Annotated in this window: 20 protein-coding genes; 10 read left to right on the plus strand and 10 right to left on the minus strand. The window is 38.7% G+C overall.

Translation table 11 applies throughout. The features are described from left to right. Positions 1 to 11 precede the first annotated feature (11 nt). Positions 12 to 878, minus strand: coding sequence for a DUF817 domain-containing protein (locus tag PROVRUST_RS03095; RefSeq protein WP_006813237.1), 867 nt, complete (start codon positions 876 to 878; stop codon positions 12 to 14). 291 nt (positions 879 to 1,169) lie between these two features. Between PROVRUST_RS03095 and gstA the strand changes: the two genes are divergently transcribed. Beyond that, entirely contained in the window at positions 1,170 to 1,784 is a 615-nt protein-coding gene (gstA, locus tag PROVRUST_RS03100; RefSeq protein ID WP_039854139.1) for a glutathione transferase GstA, read from the plus strand. A 67-nt stretch (positions 1,785 to 1,851) separates the two neighbouring features. On the opposite strand, the gene pdxY is transcribed toward gstA, so the two are convergent. The 4 genes from pdxY to anmK all read right to left on the minus strand — a co-directional run bounded on the left by pdxY (position 1,852) and on the right by anmK (position 6,057). Beyond that, positions 1,852 to 2,715 carry a pyridoxal kinase PdxY gene (gene pdxY / locus PROVRUST_RS03105; protein ID WP_006813239.1) on the minus strand — a complete coding sequence of 288 codons (864 nt, stop codon included), beginning with the start codon at positions 2,713 to 2,715 and terminating at the stop codon, positions 1,852 to 1,854. A gap of 112 nt (positions 2,716 to 2,827) precedes the next feature. Next, entirely contained in the window at positions 2,828 to 4,102 is a 1,275-nt protein-coding gene (tyrS, locus tag PROVRUST_RS03110) for a tyrosine--tRNA ligase (RefSeq protein ID WP_039854143.1), read from the minus strand. 160 nt (positions 4,103 to 4,262) lie between these two features. Continuing rightward, complete coding sequence (gene pdxH / locus PROVRUST_RS03115) at positions 4,263 to 4,916, minus strand: pyridoxamine 5'-phosphate oxidase (protein WP_006813241.1); 654 nt, start codon at positions 4,914 to 4,916, stop codon at positions 4,263 to 4,265. A 4-nt stretch (positions 4,917 to 4,920) separates the two neighbouring features. Then, positions 4,921 to 6,057: an anhydro-N-acetylmuramic acid kinase gene (anmK, locus tag PROVRUST_RS03120; protein ID WP_006813242.1), complete on the minus strand. Its 1,137-nt coding sequence runs from the start codon at positions 6,055 to 6,057 to the stop codon at positions 4,921 to 4,923. Positions 6,058 to 6,593: 536 nt separating this feature from the next. Between anmK and PROVRUST_RS03125 the strand changes: the two genes are divergently transcribed. Continuing rightward, positions 6,594 to 7,061: an outer membrane lipoprotein gene (locus PROVRUST_RS03125; protein WP_039854148.1), complete on the plus strand. Its 468-nt coding sequence runs from the start codon at positions 6,594 to 6,596 to the stop codon at positions 7,059 to 7,061. 388 nt (positions 7,062 to 7,449) lie between these two features. On the opposite strand, the gene slyA is transcribed toward PROVRUST_RS03125, so the two are convergent. Continuing rightward, positions 7,450 to 7,884: a transcriptional regulator SlyA gene (gene slyA, locus PROVRUST_RS03130; protein WP_039854149.1), complete on the minus strand. Its 435-nt coding sequence runs from the start codon at positions 7,882 to 7,884 to the stop codon at positions 7,450 to 7,452. 550 nt (positions 7,885 to 8,434) lie between these two features. After that, positions 8,435 to 8,674, minus strand: coding sequence for a DUF1289 domain-containing protein (locus PROVRUST_RS03135; RefSeq protein WP_039854151.1), 240 nt, complete (start codon positions 8,672 to 8,674; stop codon positions 8,435 to 8,437). Between the two features lie 177 nt (positions 8,675 to 8,851). Here PROVRUST_RS03135 and gloA point away from each other — a divergent pair, with 177 nt between their 5' ends. Next, positions 8,852 to 9,259 carry a lactoylglutathione lyase gene (gene gloA / locus PROVRUST_RS03140; RefSeq protein ID WP_039854154.1) on the plus strand — a complete coding sequence of 136 codons (408 nt, stop codon included), beginning with the start codon at positions 8,852 to 8,854 and terminating at the stop codon, positions 9,257 to 9,259. Positions 9,260 to 9,385: 126 nt separating this feature from the next. Beyond that, the gene (rnt, locus tag PROVRUST_RS03145; protein WP_006813247.1) at positions 9,386 to 10,030 is read left to right on the plus strand and encodes a ribonuclease T; all 645 of its coding nucleotides are present in this window, start codon (positions 9,386 to 9,388) and stop codon (positions 10,028 to 10,030) included. A gap of 96 nt (positions 10,031 to 10,126) precedes the next feature. On the opposite strand, the gene PROVRUST_RS03150 is transcribed toward rnt, so the two are convergent. After that, complete coding sequence (locus PROVRUST_RS03150) at positions 10,127 to 10,474, minus strand: Grx4 family monothiol glutaredoxin (protein ID WP_006813248.1); 348 nt, start codon at positions 10,472 to 10,474, stop codon at positions 10,127 to 10,129. A 578-nt stretch (positions 10,475 to 11,052) separates the two neighbouring features. Between PROVRUST_RS03150 and sodB the strand changes: the two genes are divergently transcribed. Continuing rightward, positions 11,053 to 11,631, plus strand: a complete 579-nt coding sequence (gene sodB / locus PROVRUST_RS03155; protein ID WP_006813249.1) for a superoxide dismutase [Fe] — start codon at positions 11,053 to 11,055, stop codon at positions 11,629 to 11,631. A 441-nt stretch (positions 11,632 to 12,072) separates the two neighbouring features. Then, positions 12,073 to 13,098: an HTH-type transcriptional repressor PurR gene (gene purR / locus PROVRUST_RS03160; protein ID WP_039854157.1), complete on the plus strand. Its 1,026-nt coding sequence runs from the start codon at positions 12,073 to 12,075 to the stop codon at positions 13,096 to 13,098. A gap of 11 nt (positions 13,099 to 13,109) precedes the next feature. Here the strand turns inward: purR and punR are convergent, their stop codons facing one another. Continuing rightward, positions 13,110 to 14,015 (minus strand): DNA-binding transcriptional activator PunR, encoded by a 906-nt coding sequence (punR, locus tag PROVRUST_RS03165; RefSeq protein WP_006813251.1) that lies wholly within the window; start codon positions 14,013 to 14,015, stop codon positions 13,110 to 13,112. A 123-nt stretch (positions 14,016 to 14,138) separates the two neighbouring features. Here punR and punC point away from each other — a divergent pair, with 123 nt between their 5' ends. The 3 genes from punC (at position 14,139) to PROVRUST_RS03180 (ending at position 16,571) form a co-directional block, all read left to right on the plus strand. Beyond that, complete coding sequence (punC, locus tag PROVRUST_RS03170) at positions 14,139 to 15,365, plus strand: purine nucleoside transporter PunC (RefSeq protein WP_006813252.1); 1,227 nt, start codon at positions 14,139 to 14,141, stop codon at positions 15,363 to 15,365. 150 nt (positions 15,366 to 15,515) lie between these two features. Then, positions 15,516 to 16,271 carry a helix-turn-helix domain-containing protein gene (locus tag PROVRUST_RS03175; RefSeq protein ID WP_006813253.1) on the plus strand — a complete coding sequence of 252 codons (756 nt, stop codon included), beginning with the start codon at positions 15,516 to 15,518 and terminating at the stop codon, positions 16,269 to 16,271. A 24-nt stretch (positions 16,272 to 16,295) separates the two neighbouring features. Next, positions 16,296 to 16,571 carry a putative quinol monooxygenase gene (locus tag PROVRUST_RS03180; protein ID WP_006813254.1) on the plus strand — a complete coding sequence of 92 codons (276 nt, stop codon included), beginning with the start codon at positions 16,296 to 16,298 and terminating at the stop codon, positions 16,569 to 16,571. An 85-nt stretch (positions 16,572 to 16,656) separates the two neighbouring features. On the opposite strand, the gene PROVRUST_RS03185 is transcribed toward PROVRUST_RS03180, so the two are convergent. Beyond that, positions 16,657 to 17,322: a riboflavin synthase gene (locus tag PROVRUST_RS03185; protein WP_006813256.1), complete on the minus strand. Its 666-nt coding sequence runs from the start codon at positions 17,320 to 17,322 to the stop codon at positions 16,657 to 16,659. Positions 17,323 to 17,599: 277 nt separating this feature from the next. Here PROVRUST_RS03185 and PROVRUST_RS03190 point away from each other — a divergent pair, with 277 nt between their 5' ends. Further along, complete coding sequence (locus PROVRUST_RS03190; RefSeq protein WP_006813257.1) at positions 17,600 to 18,973, plus strand: MATE family efflux transporter; 1,374 nt, start codon at positions 17,600 to 17,602, stop codon at positions 18,971 to 18,973. Positions 18,974 to 19,075 lie beyond the last annotated feature (102 nt).

Genomic DNA, 19,075 nt, shown 5'->3' on the forward strand with positions numbered 1-19,075 from the left:
AAACCGTCTATTTATCGAGCAATAGATACGCAACTTTTGATATGTTTTAAATGGACGACTATCGTAAAAGTCACAATCACTAACAGTGACCAAGCACCCCACTTTCCAGCGTGCACCATTGACCAAGCACCAATTTGATTGGGATATTGCCATACCCCAAAAAAAGTCCCAAAATTTTCTGCGAGCCAAATAAAAAATCCAATTAACATAAATGCGCACAATAATGGCATTTTTCGCTCTTTATCTAATGGGGTATAAAACACCACAGTACGGGCATATAACCCCAAAATAAATGCCGTTAAATACCATCGATAATCATCAATATAATGGTGGCTAAAGAAGTTTACATAGATGGCTAATGCCACTAATGTCGCCATCCAATAAGGTGGATAATGCTCGATTCGTACTTTAAAAAAACGCCATGACTGAATGATATAGCTCCCAACAGCGGCATACATAAATCCGGTAAACAGGGGAACACCCCATAATTTAGTGTATGCCTCATCAGGATATTGCCATGAACCAATGGTGGCCGATGTTTTAAATAGTTCCATCATAAAACCGACCAGATGGAATATACAAATGGCCTTGAGCTCATCCCACGTTTCCAATTTACTCCAGACCAATAAAGCCTGAAATGATACTGCAAATATTAGCAATACATCATAACGTGGGATACCTACAATACCCTTAGCAGGGACGAGAAATAAGGCTAAGAAAAAGAACCCTGCAAACAAGCATGAACGTGCATTAATAATACCAAAAAACCAAAACTCCAAAATAAAACGTTTTATCCCAGTGCTATTGCTCGGCTTATGTGCCATTAGGATCTCATCAAGTTTTCCTAATAAATTTATTTTTTGGCAGAGAATGCTCATTCTAGTCGCTCAGTTTTGGGATCGAAAGTTTTGAGCTTATTAGCTCAATATAAGTCGCAAATTCTAGCAAATTAAAACGATAAACCAATCGGGTAACAATCTTATTTTCAGGCTCTTTATATTCATATAGATAAAAATTCTTTTTTCTACACTTTCTTCGTTAGTTTTATGAATTTTAAAATGATTTTAGATATTGAGATCAATGCCGCATCCTTTAGCAATTCAAATTTTGAATCTGGTGTATACTTAATTAAACAGTAAATAATCACTCTATGACTTAGGAGTTTTATGATGAAATTGTATTACGCTCCCGGTGCTTGCTCCCTTTCTCCACATATTATTTTGCGTGAAACTGGATTAGATTTCAGTATTGTCCGCGTTAACATTAAAGAGAAAACTACCGAGACTGGTGAAAACTTCTTAGCAATAAACCCTAAAGGTCAGGTACCAACGCTTGTTTTAGACGATGGAGAGCAATTAACCGAAGGTGCTGTGATCGTGCAATATATCGCAGATCAAAATCCAAACAGAAACCTTATTGCACTCCCTGGCTCTATGAAGCGTTATCACCAGTTAGAAGCCCTCAACTTTATTTCAACCGAATTGCATAAGAACTTCACACCGTTATTTGCACCGGGTACACCAGAAGAGTACAAAGAAACCGTTCGTGCAATGTTACTTAAAAAATTCCAATACGTTGATAGTATTCTAAAAAATCAACCTTACTTTGTGAATAAAAGTGATTTTTGTGTAGCGGATGCCTACTTATTTACTGTCACAAATTGGGCTAATTTTGTTGGTCTGGATTTAAGTTCATTAACTCACCTGAAAGACTATTGTGAGAAAATTGCTAAGCGCCCGAAAGTACAAGAAGCGTTAGCCGCTGAAGGGTTATTGAAGAATTAATCAAATTGAGTTAATTGAAAAACAGCGCGCATTTATCAGGCGCTGTTTTCTTTAGAAAGGGCGTAAATTAATCTAGCTGAGTTGTACAGAACTTATGTTCTGGATTAACCATTTTATCTTGTGCGGCCACTAACTGTAATTCATACTCACCCATCTCTTTGGTTTTCAGCATTACCTCATACACTGCAGCTGCCACATGCTCTAGACCTTTATCTAGCGGCTCACCTTTCAAGATATTAACTAACATCAGGCCACTGGTTAAATCACCGACGCCAACAGGTTGTTTTTCGCCAAAATCCACCAGCGGACGACTGACATGCCAACTGTGTTTTGCCGTCACTAAAATCATTTCGAAACGATCTGCTCGGTAGCCAGCACGGCTTAAATGTTTTACTAATACAGTCTTTGGACCTTGATGGCAAAGTTTACGTGCAGCTTGTACCGCTTGCTCAACAGTCGTAATTTTTTCACCGGATAACGTCTCTAATTCTAATAAATTCGGTGCAATAACATCACTCGCAGCAAGCGCTTGTTGGCATAAAAACTCCGCAACTCCGGGCGCAACGATACATCCTTTTTCAGGATGTCCCATCACAGGGTCGCAAAAATAAATTGCTTTGGGGTTTGCAGACTTAACACTCTGCACAATGGATAGAATATCCTTTCCCTGCTCCGCTGAGCCAATGTAACCGCTTAAAACAGCATCACAAATTTCTAATTTATGGATTTTGGCTAGACCCGCTACAATATCGGTAAGATGTTGAGCAGGAAAGACGGTTCCAGTCCATTGAGGATATTGTGTATGGTTAGAGAACTGCACTGTATTAAGTGGCCACACATCTACGCCCATCCGGCACATAGGAAATGCGGCGGCACTGTTTCCTGCATGGCCGAAAACAACATGGGATTGTATTGATAATACGCTTTTCATTGGAAACCCAGAGAATTGTTATGTCGAATGAAGAGAAATCAGTGATTAGCCATTTGTTATTATAAATAGCCCAGAATATTTCTGGGCTTGATATGACAAAGGTTAGTCAGAGCTATTTCCAGTTGATTAAGCAGTCATTTTTCTTACCGCGGCGGATAAGCGTAAAACGACCAAATAAACGGTCCGCATCAGTAAACACATACATTGGTTCCGTTTGTTTTTGACCGTTAATTGATACTGCGTTCGAGCTGATTGCAGTTCTTGCTTGACCGCGAGAAGGTGCCAATTCTGAATCCACTAAAGCTTGCTGAAGGTCAGCGCCTACTTCTAATGTGATATTTGGCATACCATCCTGAGCTAATTGCTCTAAGTCAGCTTCTGTTAAATCAGAAACTGCACCTGAGAATAAACTCTCTGTAATACGTTTTGCTGCCGCTAATCCCGCTTCACCGTGAACCAATTTGGTCACTTGCTCTGCTAATACATACTGAGCTCGTGGCGCTTTACCACTATTTTTATCTTCTTCTTCCAGTGCGTTAATTTCGCTTAATTCCATGAAAGTAAAGAATTTTAGGAAACGATAAACATCCGCATCAGCTGTATTGATCCAGAATTGGTAGAATTTATATTGGCTGGTTTTCTTTGGATCCAACCAAACAGCACCACCCTCTGTCTTACCAAATTTAGTTCCATCCGCTTTCGTGATCAGTGGAACAGTCAAACCGAAGACTTGGTTTTGATGTAAGCGACGAGTTAAATCGATACCAGAAGTAATATTACCCCATTGGTCTGAACCACCAATTTGTAATTCAACTCCCATCTCTTTATTCATGTTCGCAAAGTCATAACCTTGTAATAAGTTATAAGCAAATTCAGTGAAAGAGATACCGACATCATCACGATTCAAGCGCTGTTTAACAGACTCACGGTTGATCATTTGGTTCACAGAGAAGTGTTTACCAATGTCACGTAAGAATGTCAGAACGTCCATTTTACCAAACCAATCGTAGTTGTTAGCTAGGCGTGCGCTATTATCGCCACAATCAAAGCTTAGGAATGGCGAAACTTGGTTACGGATTTTTTCTACCCACTCTTGAACGGTTTCTGCGGTGTTCAATTTACGTTCAGTAGCTTTAAAACTCGGATCGCCAATCAGGCCCGTTGCGCCACCTACCAACGCCACAGGCTTATGCCCGGCTAGTTGGAATCGTTTTAAACACAGCAAAGGAACCAGATGTCCCAAGTGCAAGCTATCTGCGGTAGGGTCGAAGCCACAATAGAGAGAGATAGGGCCTTGCGCCAGTCTCTCTGCTAACGCATCCTCATCCGTTACCTGGGCAACGAGGCCCCGCTCTTGCAATTGTTTAATCAGGTTATTGCTAGACATCAATGACTCCATCGGTTGAATTTTGTCTATCTGTTTTAGTATAAAAAACTGGCGGAGCTAGGCTCTGCTCAAAAGTCCGTCAGTGTTATTTGTCAATTTTCTTAAGTGCGGCTATAGCATAAAGCGCATATCAATTAAGTGCCAGCTAAAAAACTATTTATTAGGGAGCCAATCTGTCAATAACCCAAGCATCCCCTTCCCTTTGGTATAAAAAGCGGTCATGTAAGCGATGAGCGCCACCTTGCCAAAATTCGACACTGTTAAACACGACCCGATAGCCCCCCCAAAAACTCGGTAATGGCACTTCACCATTTTGGAATTTTTGTTTTAATTCAAGAAACTTCCCTTCAAGTATCCCGCGGGCGGATATTCTTGATGATTGCTGTGATGCCCAAGCTGCAATCTGGCTATCTTTAGGGCGACTATGGAAGTACTTCAAAACTTCGATTGGGCTTAAACGCTCAGCAACCCCCGTAAAATGAACTTGTCGTTCTAATTGGTACCATGGAAAGTGCAAACTGATTTTATTATTATGTTCTAAATGTTGTGCTTTGCGACTTCCCAGATTGGTATAAAACACCAACCCCTTCTCATCAAAATGCTTTAATAGGACGATCCGTTGATAAGGTTGCCCTGTTTCATCAACCGTTGCTACACACATGGCAGTTGGATCGCTTAAACGTGCTTCACAAGCCTGTTTTAACCAACGTTCAAATAATGAAATTGGGTCTGTGGTTAAATCTTTACGTCTTAAACCGCCTTTTGTGTATTCACGACGAACTGCGGCAAGATCTACTTCATCGAGCTCATTCATTCTTCTATCCTTTAAAACGGTTGTTTTTATCAATATTAGTTGGATAAATTGCACCAAGTACCGTATCTCGATTAGCCCCTGTAACTGAAGCTAGATTTCCCGGTAATCCGGCGATTGTACGGGCGGCTAACCATGCAAAAGCCAACGCTTCCATATCATCACCACTAAGCCCAAATTTATCACTCGCAGCGACTTCAATACCGGGAAGTAGTGCCGCTAAACGCGACATTAAAAATTTATTTAGAGCACCTCCACCACAAACAATTAAGCGCTCGCAACCGCCACATAGAGTGACTTGATCGGCGATAGATGCAGCAGTTAACTCACAGAGAGTTGCTTGAATATCTTGAGGTGCCAAGAGAGGATAATGTGCTAAGTGCTGTTCTAGCCACTGCATATTGAAATATTCACGCCCCGTACTTTTCGGCGCTGCTCGTTTAAAATAATGGTCATTAAGCATGTCATTTAATAATGCTTGATTTACCTTTCCGCTTTCAGCCCATTCGCCATCTTTGTCATAAGCTTGCTGTTGATTACGCCATACCCAAGTATCCATTAGCATATTGCCTGGACCAGTATCATATCCTTTGATATGGGCGCCAGGAAATAATGTTGTAATGTTGGCAATTCCACCAATATTGAGCACAATTCGTTTTTCAGTTGGATGCCCAAGTACAGCAAGATGAAAAGCAGGAACAAGCGGAGCACCTTGCCCACCATATGCCATATCTCTACGACGAAAATCCCCGACAGTGGTGATCCCCGTCAGTGCGGCAATCCGATTATTATCCCCAATTTGCATCGTAAATGGTGTATCGCTATCGGGTTCATGCCATACCGTTTGCCCGTGGCAACCTATGGCTATAATATCCTCAGGAGACAACCCTGTTTGTTCGAGTAACTGATTAATAGCGTCAGCATATAAAGTGCCAAGTTCTCGGTCAATCTGCCCAATTTCAGATAGTGTCGTTTCTTGTCCCTGACAGATGTTTAAAATTCTTTTTTTCAACTCAATGGGAAATGAAGCATTTAGACTAGACTGCTCTGCAACAAATTTATCATTAATAGCAGCCAAGACAACATCAACTCCGTCTAAACTGGTTCCTGACATAACACCGATGTAGCGACCCGATTTAATCATCTTATTATCCCTTCAGAGATCCCGTTTTGAGTGAAGTAAGCCATGAAAGATTGTGCTTTGATAACGCTATTTGTCAACTGATCGATTCAGTTTCTCGTACCGCTTCGCAGGTTTAATAAATAATTGATAAATTAAATCACCGTATTGAACAAAATAACAACAGTTCATCGTTTTTCTATCCCCCTAATTTTAATTTGATTTATAATGGTTCAATCTATAATTATCTGCTAAACCTAAAGATAGTAGTTATTGGTTGCTGTTAACTATAGATATTGATAATCCTAATTTAGCAATTGTCTAGAAGTGATATTCAAAAAATGCACTGTTGCTATGAGTATTTGACAAAGAATGCCTTTAATTAGGGTTTTAGAATAAATTTGAGAAATTTCACCTAGTGTTTACAAACTATTTAATTCAGAATTAGTAGTCTAAATCTCGGTGTCTAATACAATTTTTTGATGTTGTTGTGCTTATGGTGAAAACAAATATACGATGCTATGTTAGTGCCACAGACAGCAAATCTCATAGGAGTCATTATGCTTAAGAAAGTTTTTGTAGGTGTTGTTGCAGTTGCTATGTTATCAGGCTGTGTCAATACCAGTACGCTTTCTGGTGATACTATTTCAGCTCAGGATGCGAAACAGGTTCAGACTGTCACTTATGGTACAATTCTCAATGCTCGCCCTGTTACTATTCAAGCAGGCGAAGATGCTAATGTCATTGGAGCTATTGGTGGTGCTGTACTCGGTGGTTTATTAGGTAATACTGTTGGCGGTGGTACAGGTAAAAGTTTAGCAACAGCGGCTGGTGCAATTGCAGGTGGTTTAGCTGGTCAGCAAGCTCAAGGGGCTTTAAATAAAAGCCAAGGCGTACAGTTAGAGATTCGTTTAGACAGTGGTAAAAATATTGTTGTCGTTCAGAAACAAGACCCTAACGCTTTCCGCGTCGGTCAGCGTGTAATGATTGCAAACAGCGGTAACTCTGTCACTGTATCCCCTCGCTAATCTAACGATTATATATGTTCACCGACCTCATTGTCGGTGAACATTATTTTTATAATCTACACAACCAAACTCAAATTAATTAATTTTTAAATCATTTTAATAAAATCAATTAAACATCGAGATTAATATCAAAAATATATTTTTATGTATACCTGTACAGCAATAAATTTTGTGATATCTGATTTTAATCATATATTTTCCCAGTGTGACTATGTGAATAATAAAATAAAAATCATCTTCATTTTACAAATCGCATGGATAAAAACGAACTGAACCAATAGATATGTACACATATGAAAACAGTACCATGATAAAGAAATAATTTTATTTTAAATAATTATCGTAAATCACAATAAAATATATCATTCAGATTAAGTTCCATTTACTTTTAAGAATCACTCTGTAGTCTCAGAATGTTTTTCTCCAACCTTAATAGAAGCAGGGATAATTGACTGAGCTCATCATGACTAATATTGCTTAAAATTTCAGTACGCGTATTATTAATCACTTGATCGACCGTTTTGATAAAAGGCTCTGATTCCTCTGTCAGTTTAATTCTTTTCGCTCTCCTATCATTGGCACAAATATGACGTGAAATTAAGCGTTTTTCTTCGAGTTGGTCTAGGGTTCTAACCAAAGATGGCTGCTCGATACCAATAGCTTTTGCCAACTGAATTTGCGATTGCTCCGGTGGTAGCTGACTAATATTATGCAACGTTACCCAGTGAGTTTGCGTTAATTTAAGCGGCTTTAGACGATGATCAATTAATGCCCGCCACATACGAACTACACGAGATAATTCAGTTCCGATTTGAGATTCCAATTTACCCTCCTTTATATAATTATAATGACTAAAAAATATACCAAACACATATTATTTTTTAAATTATATATTAATTTCCTTTTATATTGACAACATTTTATTGACCATTTACCTATCAAATACCTATATATAGTGATAATCAATGACTTATTTGGTGACATCAAACCTGATTATTAATCATATTTTTATAAAAAAACAATTCAATTTCTTAATAAGATAACCTATCAATTATCTTATTAATAAGAATAGCCTTACTCTGCTTTCAAATCTATCTATTTTAACCCTTATAGTAATTACAACTAACAATAAAAAAAGCAATAGCAAATAAATTGTTTAAAAACAAAAGAATATAGTTATTCTTAAAGTTATGTTTTTTACAAGGGGTTCAGAATAATACCATCACTAATTTTTATAAATAAAATTTAATTGAAAGATAACTTACGAAATAAGTTTAATCTAATATAATTTAATATGAATCTTTTCAACAATCGATTGATTGAATTATTAATATTAAAGCATATAGATAAAAATAATTACATACCGTAATAAATTAGAAAAGTGACTGTTGCAGATCAATTATTTCTTCTTGTATCACTTTTTTACTATTTGCTCTTAGTAACCGTTGACGGCATAAACGAACCACATGACGTTTTTGAGCATTAGTCAATTGTAACCATCCAAATCTTTCATCCCGAGTCCTATAGCAACCTCGGCAATAACCCTGCTCATTGGTTTGACATATCCCGCGACAAGGGCTAGGAATCTCAAAAAATTCAAGTTGTTCTGCCATAGTTAATCCCTCCCCGCAATCAAAGTCATAAATATATGATATACTCCCAAAAAATGAATATAACCATTAATTGAATAAAAAATAAACTGTAATCGCTGTATTTAGCAATATACCCACGTTATATTAATAGATAAATCGATTCGGCATTATGATGTGAAAATTTATAGGGAGAATTTTATGCGCTTACTTCATACCATGTTACGTGTGACTGATATGCAACGTTCCATTGATTTTTATACCGACGTTTTGGGTATGCGTCTATTACGTACGAGTGAAAATCCTGAATATAAATACTCTCTCGCTTTTGTGGGTTATAGCGATGAAAGCGAAGGTGCAGTGATTGAACTAACTTATAACTGGGGTGTTACTGAATACGAAATGGGTAATGCTTATGGGCATATTGCACTCGGTGTAGACGATGTTGCAAAGACCTGTAATGATATTCGCCAAGCTGGTGGAAAAATTACTCGAGAAGCAGGCCCAGTAAAAGGTGGCTCTACTGTGATTGCCTTTGTGGAAGACCCTGATGGGTATAAAATTGAATTAATTGAAAATAAAAGTGCAAGTAAAGGGTTAGGTCACTAATCAACTCAATTGTTTAAAATTTAGGTGGCTTTCATGTCCACCTAAATTTTCTATTGTATTTAGCGACAAAAATATATTCCCTTTGGCATAATAAAAGCCAACCAGAAACCGTAAACTGAAAGTCAAATGTCTGAAAAAAATAATCCTAACTCACTGGTAAATCGCTTCCGAGGTTACTACCCTGTCGTTATTGATGTTGAAACTGGTGGCTTTAATCCTAAAACGGACGGTCTATTAGAAATAGCGGCAATTACTTTGAAAATGGATAATGAAGGTTGGTTATCTATTGATGAGACTTTACATTTTCATGTGGAGCCTTTTGAGGGCGCTAACCTAGAGCCTGCAGCGCTTGCATTCACGGGTATTGACCCAACAAATCCATTACGCGGTGCAGTCAGTGAATATGATGCTTTGCATGCCATATTTAAAACGATCCGCAAAGGGATGAAAAATACTGACTGTAATCGAGCCATAATGGTGGCCCATAACGCTAATTTTGACCATAGCTTTGTGATGAATGCAGCAGAGCGTTCTGGCTTAAAACGTAATCCTTTCCACCCTTTTGCCACTTTCGATACAGCCGCATTAAGTGGCTTAGTTTTTGGGCAAACTATTTTGGCTAAAGCCTGTGTTACCGCAGGAATTCCTTTTGATGGAAAACAAGCTCATGGCGCATTATATGATACCAATCGAACTGCGCTCCTGTTCTGCGAACTCGTGAATAAATGGAAGAAGCTCGGTGGTTGGCCCCTCCCCGCAGAATCCGAATAGTGTAAGTAACTACATAAAAAAACCGTATTAGACTTTAAAATACTAATACGGTTTTTATTACTTGATGTAACTTTAACAAATTACAACAGCAGTAAACTATTCAGAGACCGCGTCATCCGCCGAACGATATTTATCCGCAGTTTCCTTAATTAGCGTTTGTAACTCGCCACGCTGGAACATCTCAACAATAATATCGCATCCACCAACTAATTCACCATCGACCCATAGTTGTGGGAATGTTGGCCAGTTGGCGTATTTTGGTAATTCTGCACGGATATCTGGATTCTGTAAAATATCAACGTAAGCAAAACGCTCACCACAAGAAGATAGAGCTTGCACTGCTTGAGCAGAAAAGCCACAGCTTGGCAGCTTTGGCGAGCCTTTCATATATAATAAAATTGGATTTTCTTTAACTTGGCGCTCAATTTTTTCAATTGTTGTCATTTCTAATTCCTAAAGCATGGGTGCTGATTTTGTAGTCAATTAGCAGTATTACCCGCCTCTTTATATACCGAACTCATCAACTGGAATGACTTCTCGACACTGTTAAAACATCGTAAACAGCTCAGTGATAGTTTCATACAATATGCCAGTTTTGTAAGGTGATTACTATAGCACTCCTACTTGCTTCACTCAAAAGGTGAAAAGCTGCGTACATTGGTTCTATTTTACAAATGTCTATTTTACTGCGCTGTTTTTACAGTGTAATTATGGTTGTTGTTTGTTAATATATTAGCAAATTAATAACACTGAATGCTTTTCCATACTCAATAAAAGCTAAAAGTGGAGAGGTTGCCGAGGTAAAACTTGAATATACCCAACAAAAACTTAGTCATTAATAGCATCATGGGATAGGCTTTTTATTATTAAAAGTTGTATCCTATGATGATAATTAAATGATATATCAAACAGCATAATACGACGTTAACGTTTTAGCTGTAATAATAGAAGTAAGAACAATTTCAGCTCATTTTACGAGCAAACACCCTAAATATTGAATAAAAGCAATCAAGGAGTACGCAATGTCTTTTGAATTACCAGCTCTACCGTATGCTAAAGATGCTTTAGAACCTCATATCTCTGCAGAGACCTTAGAATATCATTACGGTAAACACCATAATACTTATGTTGTTAACCTGAACAACCTAATCAAAGGGACTAAATTTGAAGGTTTGTCTTTAGAAGAAATCATTAAAACTTCTGAGGCTGGTGTATTCAATAACGCCGCTCAAGTTTGGAACCACACTTTTTATTGGCACTGCTTAGCCCCTAATGCAGGTGGCGAACCTACTGGCAAAGTTGCAGAAGCTATCAATAAAGCATTCGGTTCTTTTGCTCAGTTCAAAGAGCAATTCACAGATGCTGCTATTAAAAATTTTGGCGCAGGTTGGACTTGGTTAGTTAAAAAAGCTGATGGTAGTCTAGCTATCGTTAATACATCTAACGCAGCAACACCAATTTCTGGTGATGATAAACCTATTTTGACTGTTGATATCTGGGAACATGCTTACTATATCGACTACCGTAACGCACGTCCAAAATACTTAGAAAACTTCTGGGCGCTGGTTAACTGGAAATTTGTTGAAGAAAATCTGGCTTAATTGTAGTTCAGATCTAAAATGATTAAGGGCGAGTATCATACTCGCCCTTAATTGTTTTTCACCTTCAATGGTGGTGAAAAAAGAAATCAAAAAATATGTACGGCAAAAAGAATAATTACAACTAAAGAGCCCATTGCCGCCATTAATCCATATTTAAAATCTGTATCCATGAGTTCCTCTCATTTAAAGTAAAGAAGTTGAAGTAATATTAACCATGCCAATACAACGGTTAATTTAGTATACATCCACAAAAATGCAAAACCAGTGCTTATGTCACATGTTATAACATCAATTATTTCTTTCGTTTTTGCGCTAGATCAGACAAAATCGATAACAAATCGCTAAATTATTGCTTGTAAAGGGTCAATGCATCAATATGCAGGTAATTATTTAACTAGAATTCTTTTAGAGACCAAGTCTGGTCAGGAGTTTTTTCTTCCCATGGCAACGATTAAAGATGTGGCGAAGCGTGCTGGCGTCTCCACCACAACCGTCTCCCATGTTATCAACAAGACGCGTTTTGTCGCTGATGATACAAAGACAGCCGTTTGGGCTGCCATCAAAGAGCTTAATTATTCACCAAGTGCGGTTGCCCGTAGTTTAAAAGTCAACCATACAAAGTCTATTGGCTTACTGGCAACATCAAGTGAAGCGCCCTATTTTGCTGAAGTTATTGAGTCGGTAGAAAATAGTTGCTATGAAAAAGGCTATACCCTAATTTTATGTAACTCCCATAGTAACTTAGGTAAACAAAAAGCCTATCTGCAAATGTTAGCGCAAAAGCGTGTTGATGGCTTATTGGTGATGTGTTCCGAATACCCTGACACTCTTATCAGTATGCTGGAAGACTATCGCAATATCCCCATGGTCGTAATGGATTGGGGTACATCTCGAGGCGACTTTACAGATAGTATTATTGATAACTCTTTCCATGGTGGTTATCTTGCTGGGCGTTACTTAATTGATCGAGGTCATCGTGACATTGGAGTGATCCCTGGCTCCCTTGAAAGAAACACAGGTATAGGGCGGCTTACTGGCTTTAAAAAGGCCATGGAAGAAGCCAAGGTTACCCTAAGAGATGAATGGATCGTTCAAGGGGATTTCGAACCAGAATCCGGCTATAAAGCCATGATGCAAATTTTAAGTAATAAGCATCGCCCTACTGCCGTCTTCTGTGGTGGGGATATTATGGCGATGGGAGCCATCTGCGCTGCTGATGAAATGGGCTTGCGCGTCCCACAAGATATTTCCATTATTGGTTATGATAATGTGCGTAATGCTCGTTATTTTACCCCTGCATTGACTACCATCCATCAACCTAAAGAACGTTTAGGTCAGATGGCATTTACGATGTTGCTCGACCGTATTGTTAATAAACGCGAAGATGCACAGACGATTGAAGTTCATCCTCGCTTAGTTGAGCGTCGCTCTGTCGCGGATGGTCCATTTATTGATTATCGTCGATAAGGATGCCTTATTCAGGACGATAACCATTCAGCGTTGAGGGTTTCACTATCGCCAAGATAATCCAGTAACCAACTCAACGCTGGAGAAGGATTATTCTCTACCCAAGTTAAACAACAAGGGCTCGATGGAAATGGTTGTGATAGCTTTAACTCCACCAACTTCCCTTGTTCACATAATGGTGCTGCACGGTGTTCCGGTACCATTCCAACGCAAAGACCATTCATCAAACAAGTTAATCCACTCTCCCAGTATGGCACCACTAAGCGTCGCTGGTTATCCAGTGCCCATGTATCTCTTTTAGGTAAACTGCGTGATGTATCCTCTAAACATAAGCTAGGATATTGACGCATTTGGTCATCAGAAAGCTTGTTTTCAATTTGAGCTAACGGATGATCAGGACTAGCAACACAGCGCCAAGACATAAATCCCATATCACGAAAACTGTAACGCTCACCAATTGGAGACGCGCGTGTAGCACCGATAGCCACATCTACACGCCCATCAGCTAAGGCATCCCATACCCCATTAAAAACCTCAGGGTGAATAAATAATTCGATGTCAGGAAAATGTCGATAAAAATCCAAGATCAATTGCTCTGTTCGCTGTGGTTTAACAATACAATCCACAGCAATACTAAATTGCCCACGCCAGCCATTTGCCACTTGCTGACACATATGGCGGGTATCAGTCATTTTTTTGATAACTGATCGTCCTTCCTTGATAAAAATAACACCCGCTTCAGTGAGCACAACATCACGATGGCGTCGTTCAAATAGAGGTACAGCAAGCCACTCCTCAATTTGCTTTACAGTATAACTGATTGCAGAAGGCACACGATGCAGCTCTTCGGCGGCACCGCTAAAACTTCCCGTTCGAGCAACAGCATCAATTACTTCAAGTGCATGCGCTGACCACATACGCGTTCCTTTCAAAATATTTGATAACAGAGTCCAAATATTACCGTTTCACAATGTAAAAAAACAGCCTATACAATAAGATAATCGTTAACATTATTTCAAATATTAATTAAGTAAAATACTATGACCAATACTGCGACAAAAAACTCTTCCGGTTTTCTGATTTACCTTGCAGGGTTAAGCATGCTAGGTTTTTTGGCCATCGATATGTATCTGCCTGCCTTTGGTGCTATGCAAACCTCCCTGAATACAACTGAAGGTGCTATCAGCGCTTCACTCAGTATTTTTTTAGCTGGTTTTGCTTTTGCTCAACTACTGTGGGGGCCCCTTTCAGATAAATTAGGTCGTAAGCCAATTCTGATCGCTGGATTATCACTATTTATTATTAGTTGCCTCGGAATGTTGTGGGTTACAGATGCAACTCAATTGTTAATACTGCGCTTTTTACAGGCTGTCGGTGTATGTTCGGCTGCAGTACTCTGGCAAGCATTAGTTATTGATCGCTATGATGAAGCAGATACTCAAAAAGTCTTTGCTTCAATTATGCCTCTTGTTGCTCTGTCTCCGGCTTTAGCGCCACTATTGGGTGCTTGGGTATTAGAGCATAAAGATTGGGAGTTTATTTTTGTTGTTCTTATGATGGTTGGCGTTCTGTTGCTTCTGCCGACTTTATTTTTAAAGAAAATCACGCCAAAAACAGTTTTAGAAGAAAAATCTCCATCAGATAAAATTTCTTTTTCAAAATTAATGAGTTCCCGTATCTTTAGTGGAAACGTGCTGATTTATGCTTCTTGTAGCGCAGGTTTTTTTGCATGGTTAACTGGCTCACCATTTATCTTACGTGATATGGGCTTTAACCCTGCTGACATCGGCTTAAGCTACATCCCGCAAACTCTGGCATTTATTGTCGGTGGATACGGCTGCCGCTTTGTTTTGATAAAAGTGCGAGCTGAGCTGTTATTCCCATTATTATTAATTGGTTATGCTATTAGTATGTCCATACTGTTTATCATGGCACTGTATAGCCAACCAACATTAACCTTAATTCTAATTCCATTCTGCTTTATGGCAGCGATGAATGGAGCCTCCTATCCCATTGCGGTTTCGAAAGCACTGAATGCATTCCCAACCGCCAGTGGCAAAGCGGCCGCTTTACAGAATGCACTGCAACTCGGTTTGTGCTTCTTAGCTAGCTTGCTTGTCTCTGCTCTTGCTTTCAACCCATTACTCGCAACAACTGGCGTTATGGCGTTTACTATTATTCCGATGATTATTGGTTATTGGATGCAACGTTGTGCCGTAAAGTCGAATAATGAGGTAAAGCGTGCTGAGTACCAACATAATTCCTAATTATTTCAACTAGCCACGACTTAGCCACATCACACTTCAATAAGCGATGTGGCTTTTTTATCTTCAATTAGTTACGAATAATTTATAGGGTTAATTTTATATTCAAAACAGGCTATCATAAAATCATTCAATGATGAGTTTTTGAGAGCCATGCTAAAACAGTATTACCCACCAGATGAATTAAAAGAGTTTGTGAGCTCAATTTTAATCATCAAGAAGTTCACATCTCCTATTAAAATATTTCCAGGCACTGGTGCGGAAATATGGATTTCTTCGACCAATATCAGCATGTCCACTGACGCCCATACATCTATAAATCCATATCAACTCATCATTCCAAGAATTAATATTTTTACTGCAATTCCTAACAATGCCACGGTTATGGTCTTACGTATTCGTCATGATGCATTACGCTTTTTACTTCCTCTACGAACCTTAAACTTTACAGATACTCCTATGCCACTGAGCCATATTTGGAACGATAATTGGTTTAAATCATTGGCTAACTATTCCTTTAAAGAATTACACGATTATTTCTACGCAAATAAAGCGACAAAGAAAACTCACTTTATTGATCAGGTTCTCAATACGCTATACCGTAATCCAGAGAAAAAAATAACGGAAATAGCAAATGACACTGGCTATAGTGCTCGTTTGATACAAAAAGAGTTTCTAAAAGAATTTGGTATCACACCAAAACGTTACCAGATCAATTGCCGTCTTGAACATGTATTAAAAACCATGGTAAAAGAACAAGATACCTATCGCTGGTTTGAAACAGGCTATTATGATCAATCCCACTTTTATCGCGATTTTAAACGATACTTTACTATGACGCCGACGGCGTTTTTGAAATCAAACTATTCGCTTTTTTACAATACAAAAACAAAGTCTCCATTAAGATAGTTCTTAATACAAAAGGAGAACGGTATGAGTATTGTTGTATATGCCCAAATTACTACAGAAAAAACAGATGGGTATCTGACTAAAAAGATCGTTCGGGATATAGCGAAGCATAGCCGTCGGGAAAAAGGATGTTTGCAATATGACCTTATGGCAAAAGAAAATGGCTATATTGTTTTTGAAGAGTGGGAAAGCCGGCAAGACTTAGAAATGTACCAAAACAGCGTTCACTTTAAACGACTCGTCGATGCAATTGAACGCGACAACGCAATATTTTCGGTTAATTTCAGTGAGAAATTATAGCTCACAACTTTCAATAATTGATGATTTTATAGGCTATGGCTTAAACTTAAGCTATAGCCTCACCAATGACTTAAATCCTAAATCGCTATTCCTGTTGAGCCGATAGTTCCTGTGTTTGTTCTTGTTGCAACAATTTATCTTGTTCTTTTTGATGTAATACACGCTCTACCGTATCAACGATTGCCTGAGTTTGTGGGTCAATCTCAATATTGACTTTATCACCCAAACGCTTTTTACCTAATGTTGTTCTTGCTAATGTCTCAGGGATCAAATGAACACAAAAACGGTTATTAATCACGTCACCTACCGTTAAACTAATCCCATCGATTGCCACAAAGCCTTTGTGCAAAATATATTTCATGAGGGACTTATCATAGATAGATAGCCAAATTTGATGGTTATCTTCAGAGGTGAAAATCTTACTGATTTCTGCGGTGGTGACAATATGCCCAGAAACAACATGCCCACCTATTTCATCACCATATTTAGCAGCGCGCTCAATATTAACAACATCCCCTTCCTTTAACTCACCTAAATTGGTTAGGCGTAATGTTTCTTTGATTAAATCAAAGCTAACTTTTTCACCTTCAATTTTAGTGACAGTTAAACAACAACCGTTATGAGCCACCGAAGCGCCTGTTTCTAAACCGACTAATAATTCAGGCGTGAGTTTCATAACATGAGTGCGAAAGTTTGCTCTTTCTGTGACTTCAATAATTGGGGCGGTACCCTGAACAATGCCTGTAAACATAATAACTCTCAGTGCAGTGGATTTATGGACTCAGTTTACCTAAGAATTTTCAGAGATCTATCTTATTTGAGTGGTACTATTTATGCTGTATATACAAAACAATTAAACAATCTGTACACGAATGTGCTGTTTTATTCTTATTGGCAAGAACTTTATTGGATTGATTACCTAAAAGAGATAGAATAAGAGGTTAGCATTAACTATCTGATTTTTAGTCAAACATAAGTTTTATTCCTCCTTTTTGTTTCATCATTCATTTTATTGTAAAGGTGTATGCGTGCAGAAATACATTACAGAAGCGCGTAGCTTATTAGCTCTCGGAATTCCTATCTTTTTTGCCCAATTTTCACAAACCGCAATGGGTTTTGTGGACACAATTATGGCAGGAAGTGTTAGTGAAATAGAGATGTCTGCTGTAGCGGTTGGTTTTTCTATTTGGTTGCCTGCAATATTGCTTGGGCAAGGGATTTTAATGGCCTTAACCCCAATCATTGCTCAAATGAATGGTTCTGGTCGCAGAAATTTAATTGGAGACCAAGTTCAACAAGGTCTTTGGCTCGCATTTATTTTAAGCATCGGAATCATGCTATTACTTTATAATAGCAAGCTGATCATCGGTAATATGCAGCATATTGATGCAGAATTAGCAGAAAAATCAGTACGCTTTCTTCACGCGATTATGTGGGGCGCTCCCGGTTATCTTTTCTATCAGGTTTATCGTAGCCAATGTGAAGGATTGTCTAAAACTAAACCGGGAATGGTCATTGGTTTCTTGGGGTTGATGGTCAATATTCCTGTTAACTATATCTTTATCTATGGCCATTTTGGTGCCCCTGCATTGGGTGGCGTAGGCTGTGGTGTTGCTACAGCTACCGTCTATTGGGCAATGTGCATAATGATGAGATGGTATGTGAAAAGAGCGCATAATCAACGTGATATCCGCCCAACACAGACATTTTCATCACCAAATCCAAATATTTTAAAGCGGATTATTGTCCTCGGAACCCCAATTGGTTTAGCACTCTTTTTTGAAGTTACCCTATTTGCCGTGGTTGCGCTATTAGTCGCCCCACTAGGTGTGGTTGCTGTTGCAGGGCATCAGGTTGCATTAAACTTTAGCTCTGTGATGTTTATGTTCCCACTTTCTTTAGGGATCGCAGCGACTATACGTGTGGGTTATAACTTAGGTCGCCAATCAACGGAAGCCGCTAAAGTCTCATCTTATACCGCGCTGGCAGTAGGTCTAACATTAGCGTGTTTAACCGCCATTGTGACAACCATTTTCCGCGAACCCATCGCGATGATGTATAACAAGAACCCAGAAGTCGTTGTCTTGGCATCAAGCTTAATGCTCTATGCGGCGATTTATCAACTATCAGATTCTGTGCAAGTTATTGGTACTGGTGTATTACGTGGATATAAAGATACCCGTTCGATCTTCTTTATTACCTTTACGGCTTATTGGATTTTAGGCCTACCATCTGGCTATATCTTGGCTTTAACAGACTTAATTACTGAGCCTATGGGACCGAAAGGCTTTTGGATTGGCTTTATTATTGGGTTAACGGCATCAGCTATTGGTATGGCAACTCGAATATTGTGGATCCATCGTCAACAAGATAGCGTTATATTGCTCAAGTCAACTCGCTAATTGGCGTAAATTTAATCATTTATTGGCAAGGTGAGATGTGTTTTGGCTCAGATAGTTTTAAATACGAGCAAACTATCGCAAAATTACATTTTCCCCTTGCCA

This window comes from Providencia rustigianii DSM 4541 (assembly GCF_000156395.1).
Taxonomy (GTDB): domain Bacteria; phylum Pseudomonadota; class Gammaproteobacteria; order Enterobacterales; family Enterobacteriaceae; genus Providencia; species Providencia rustigianii.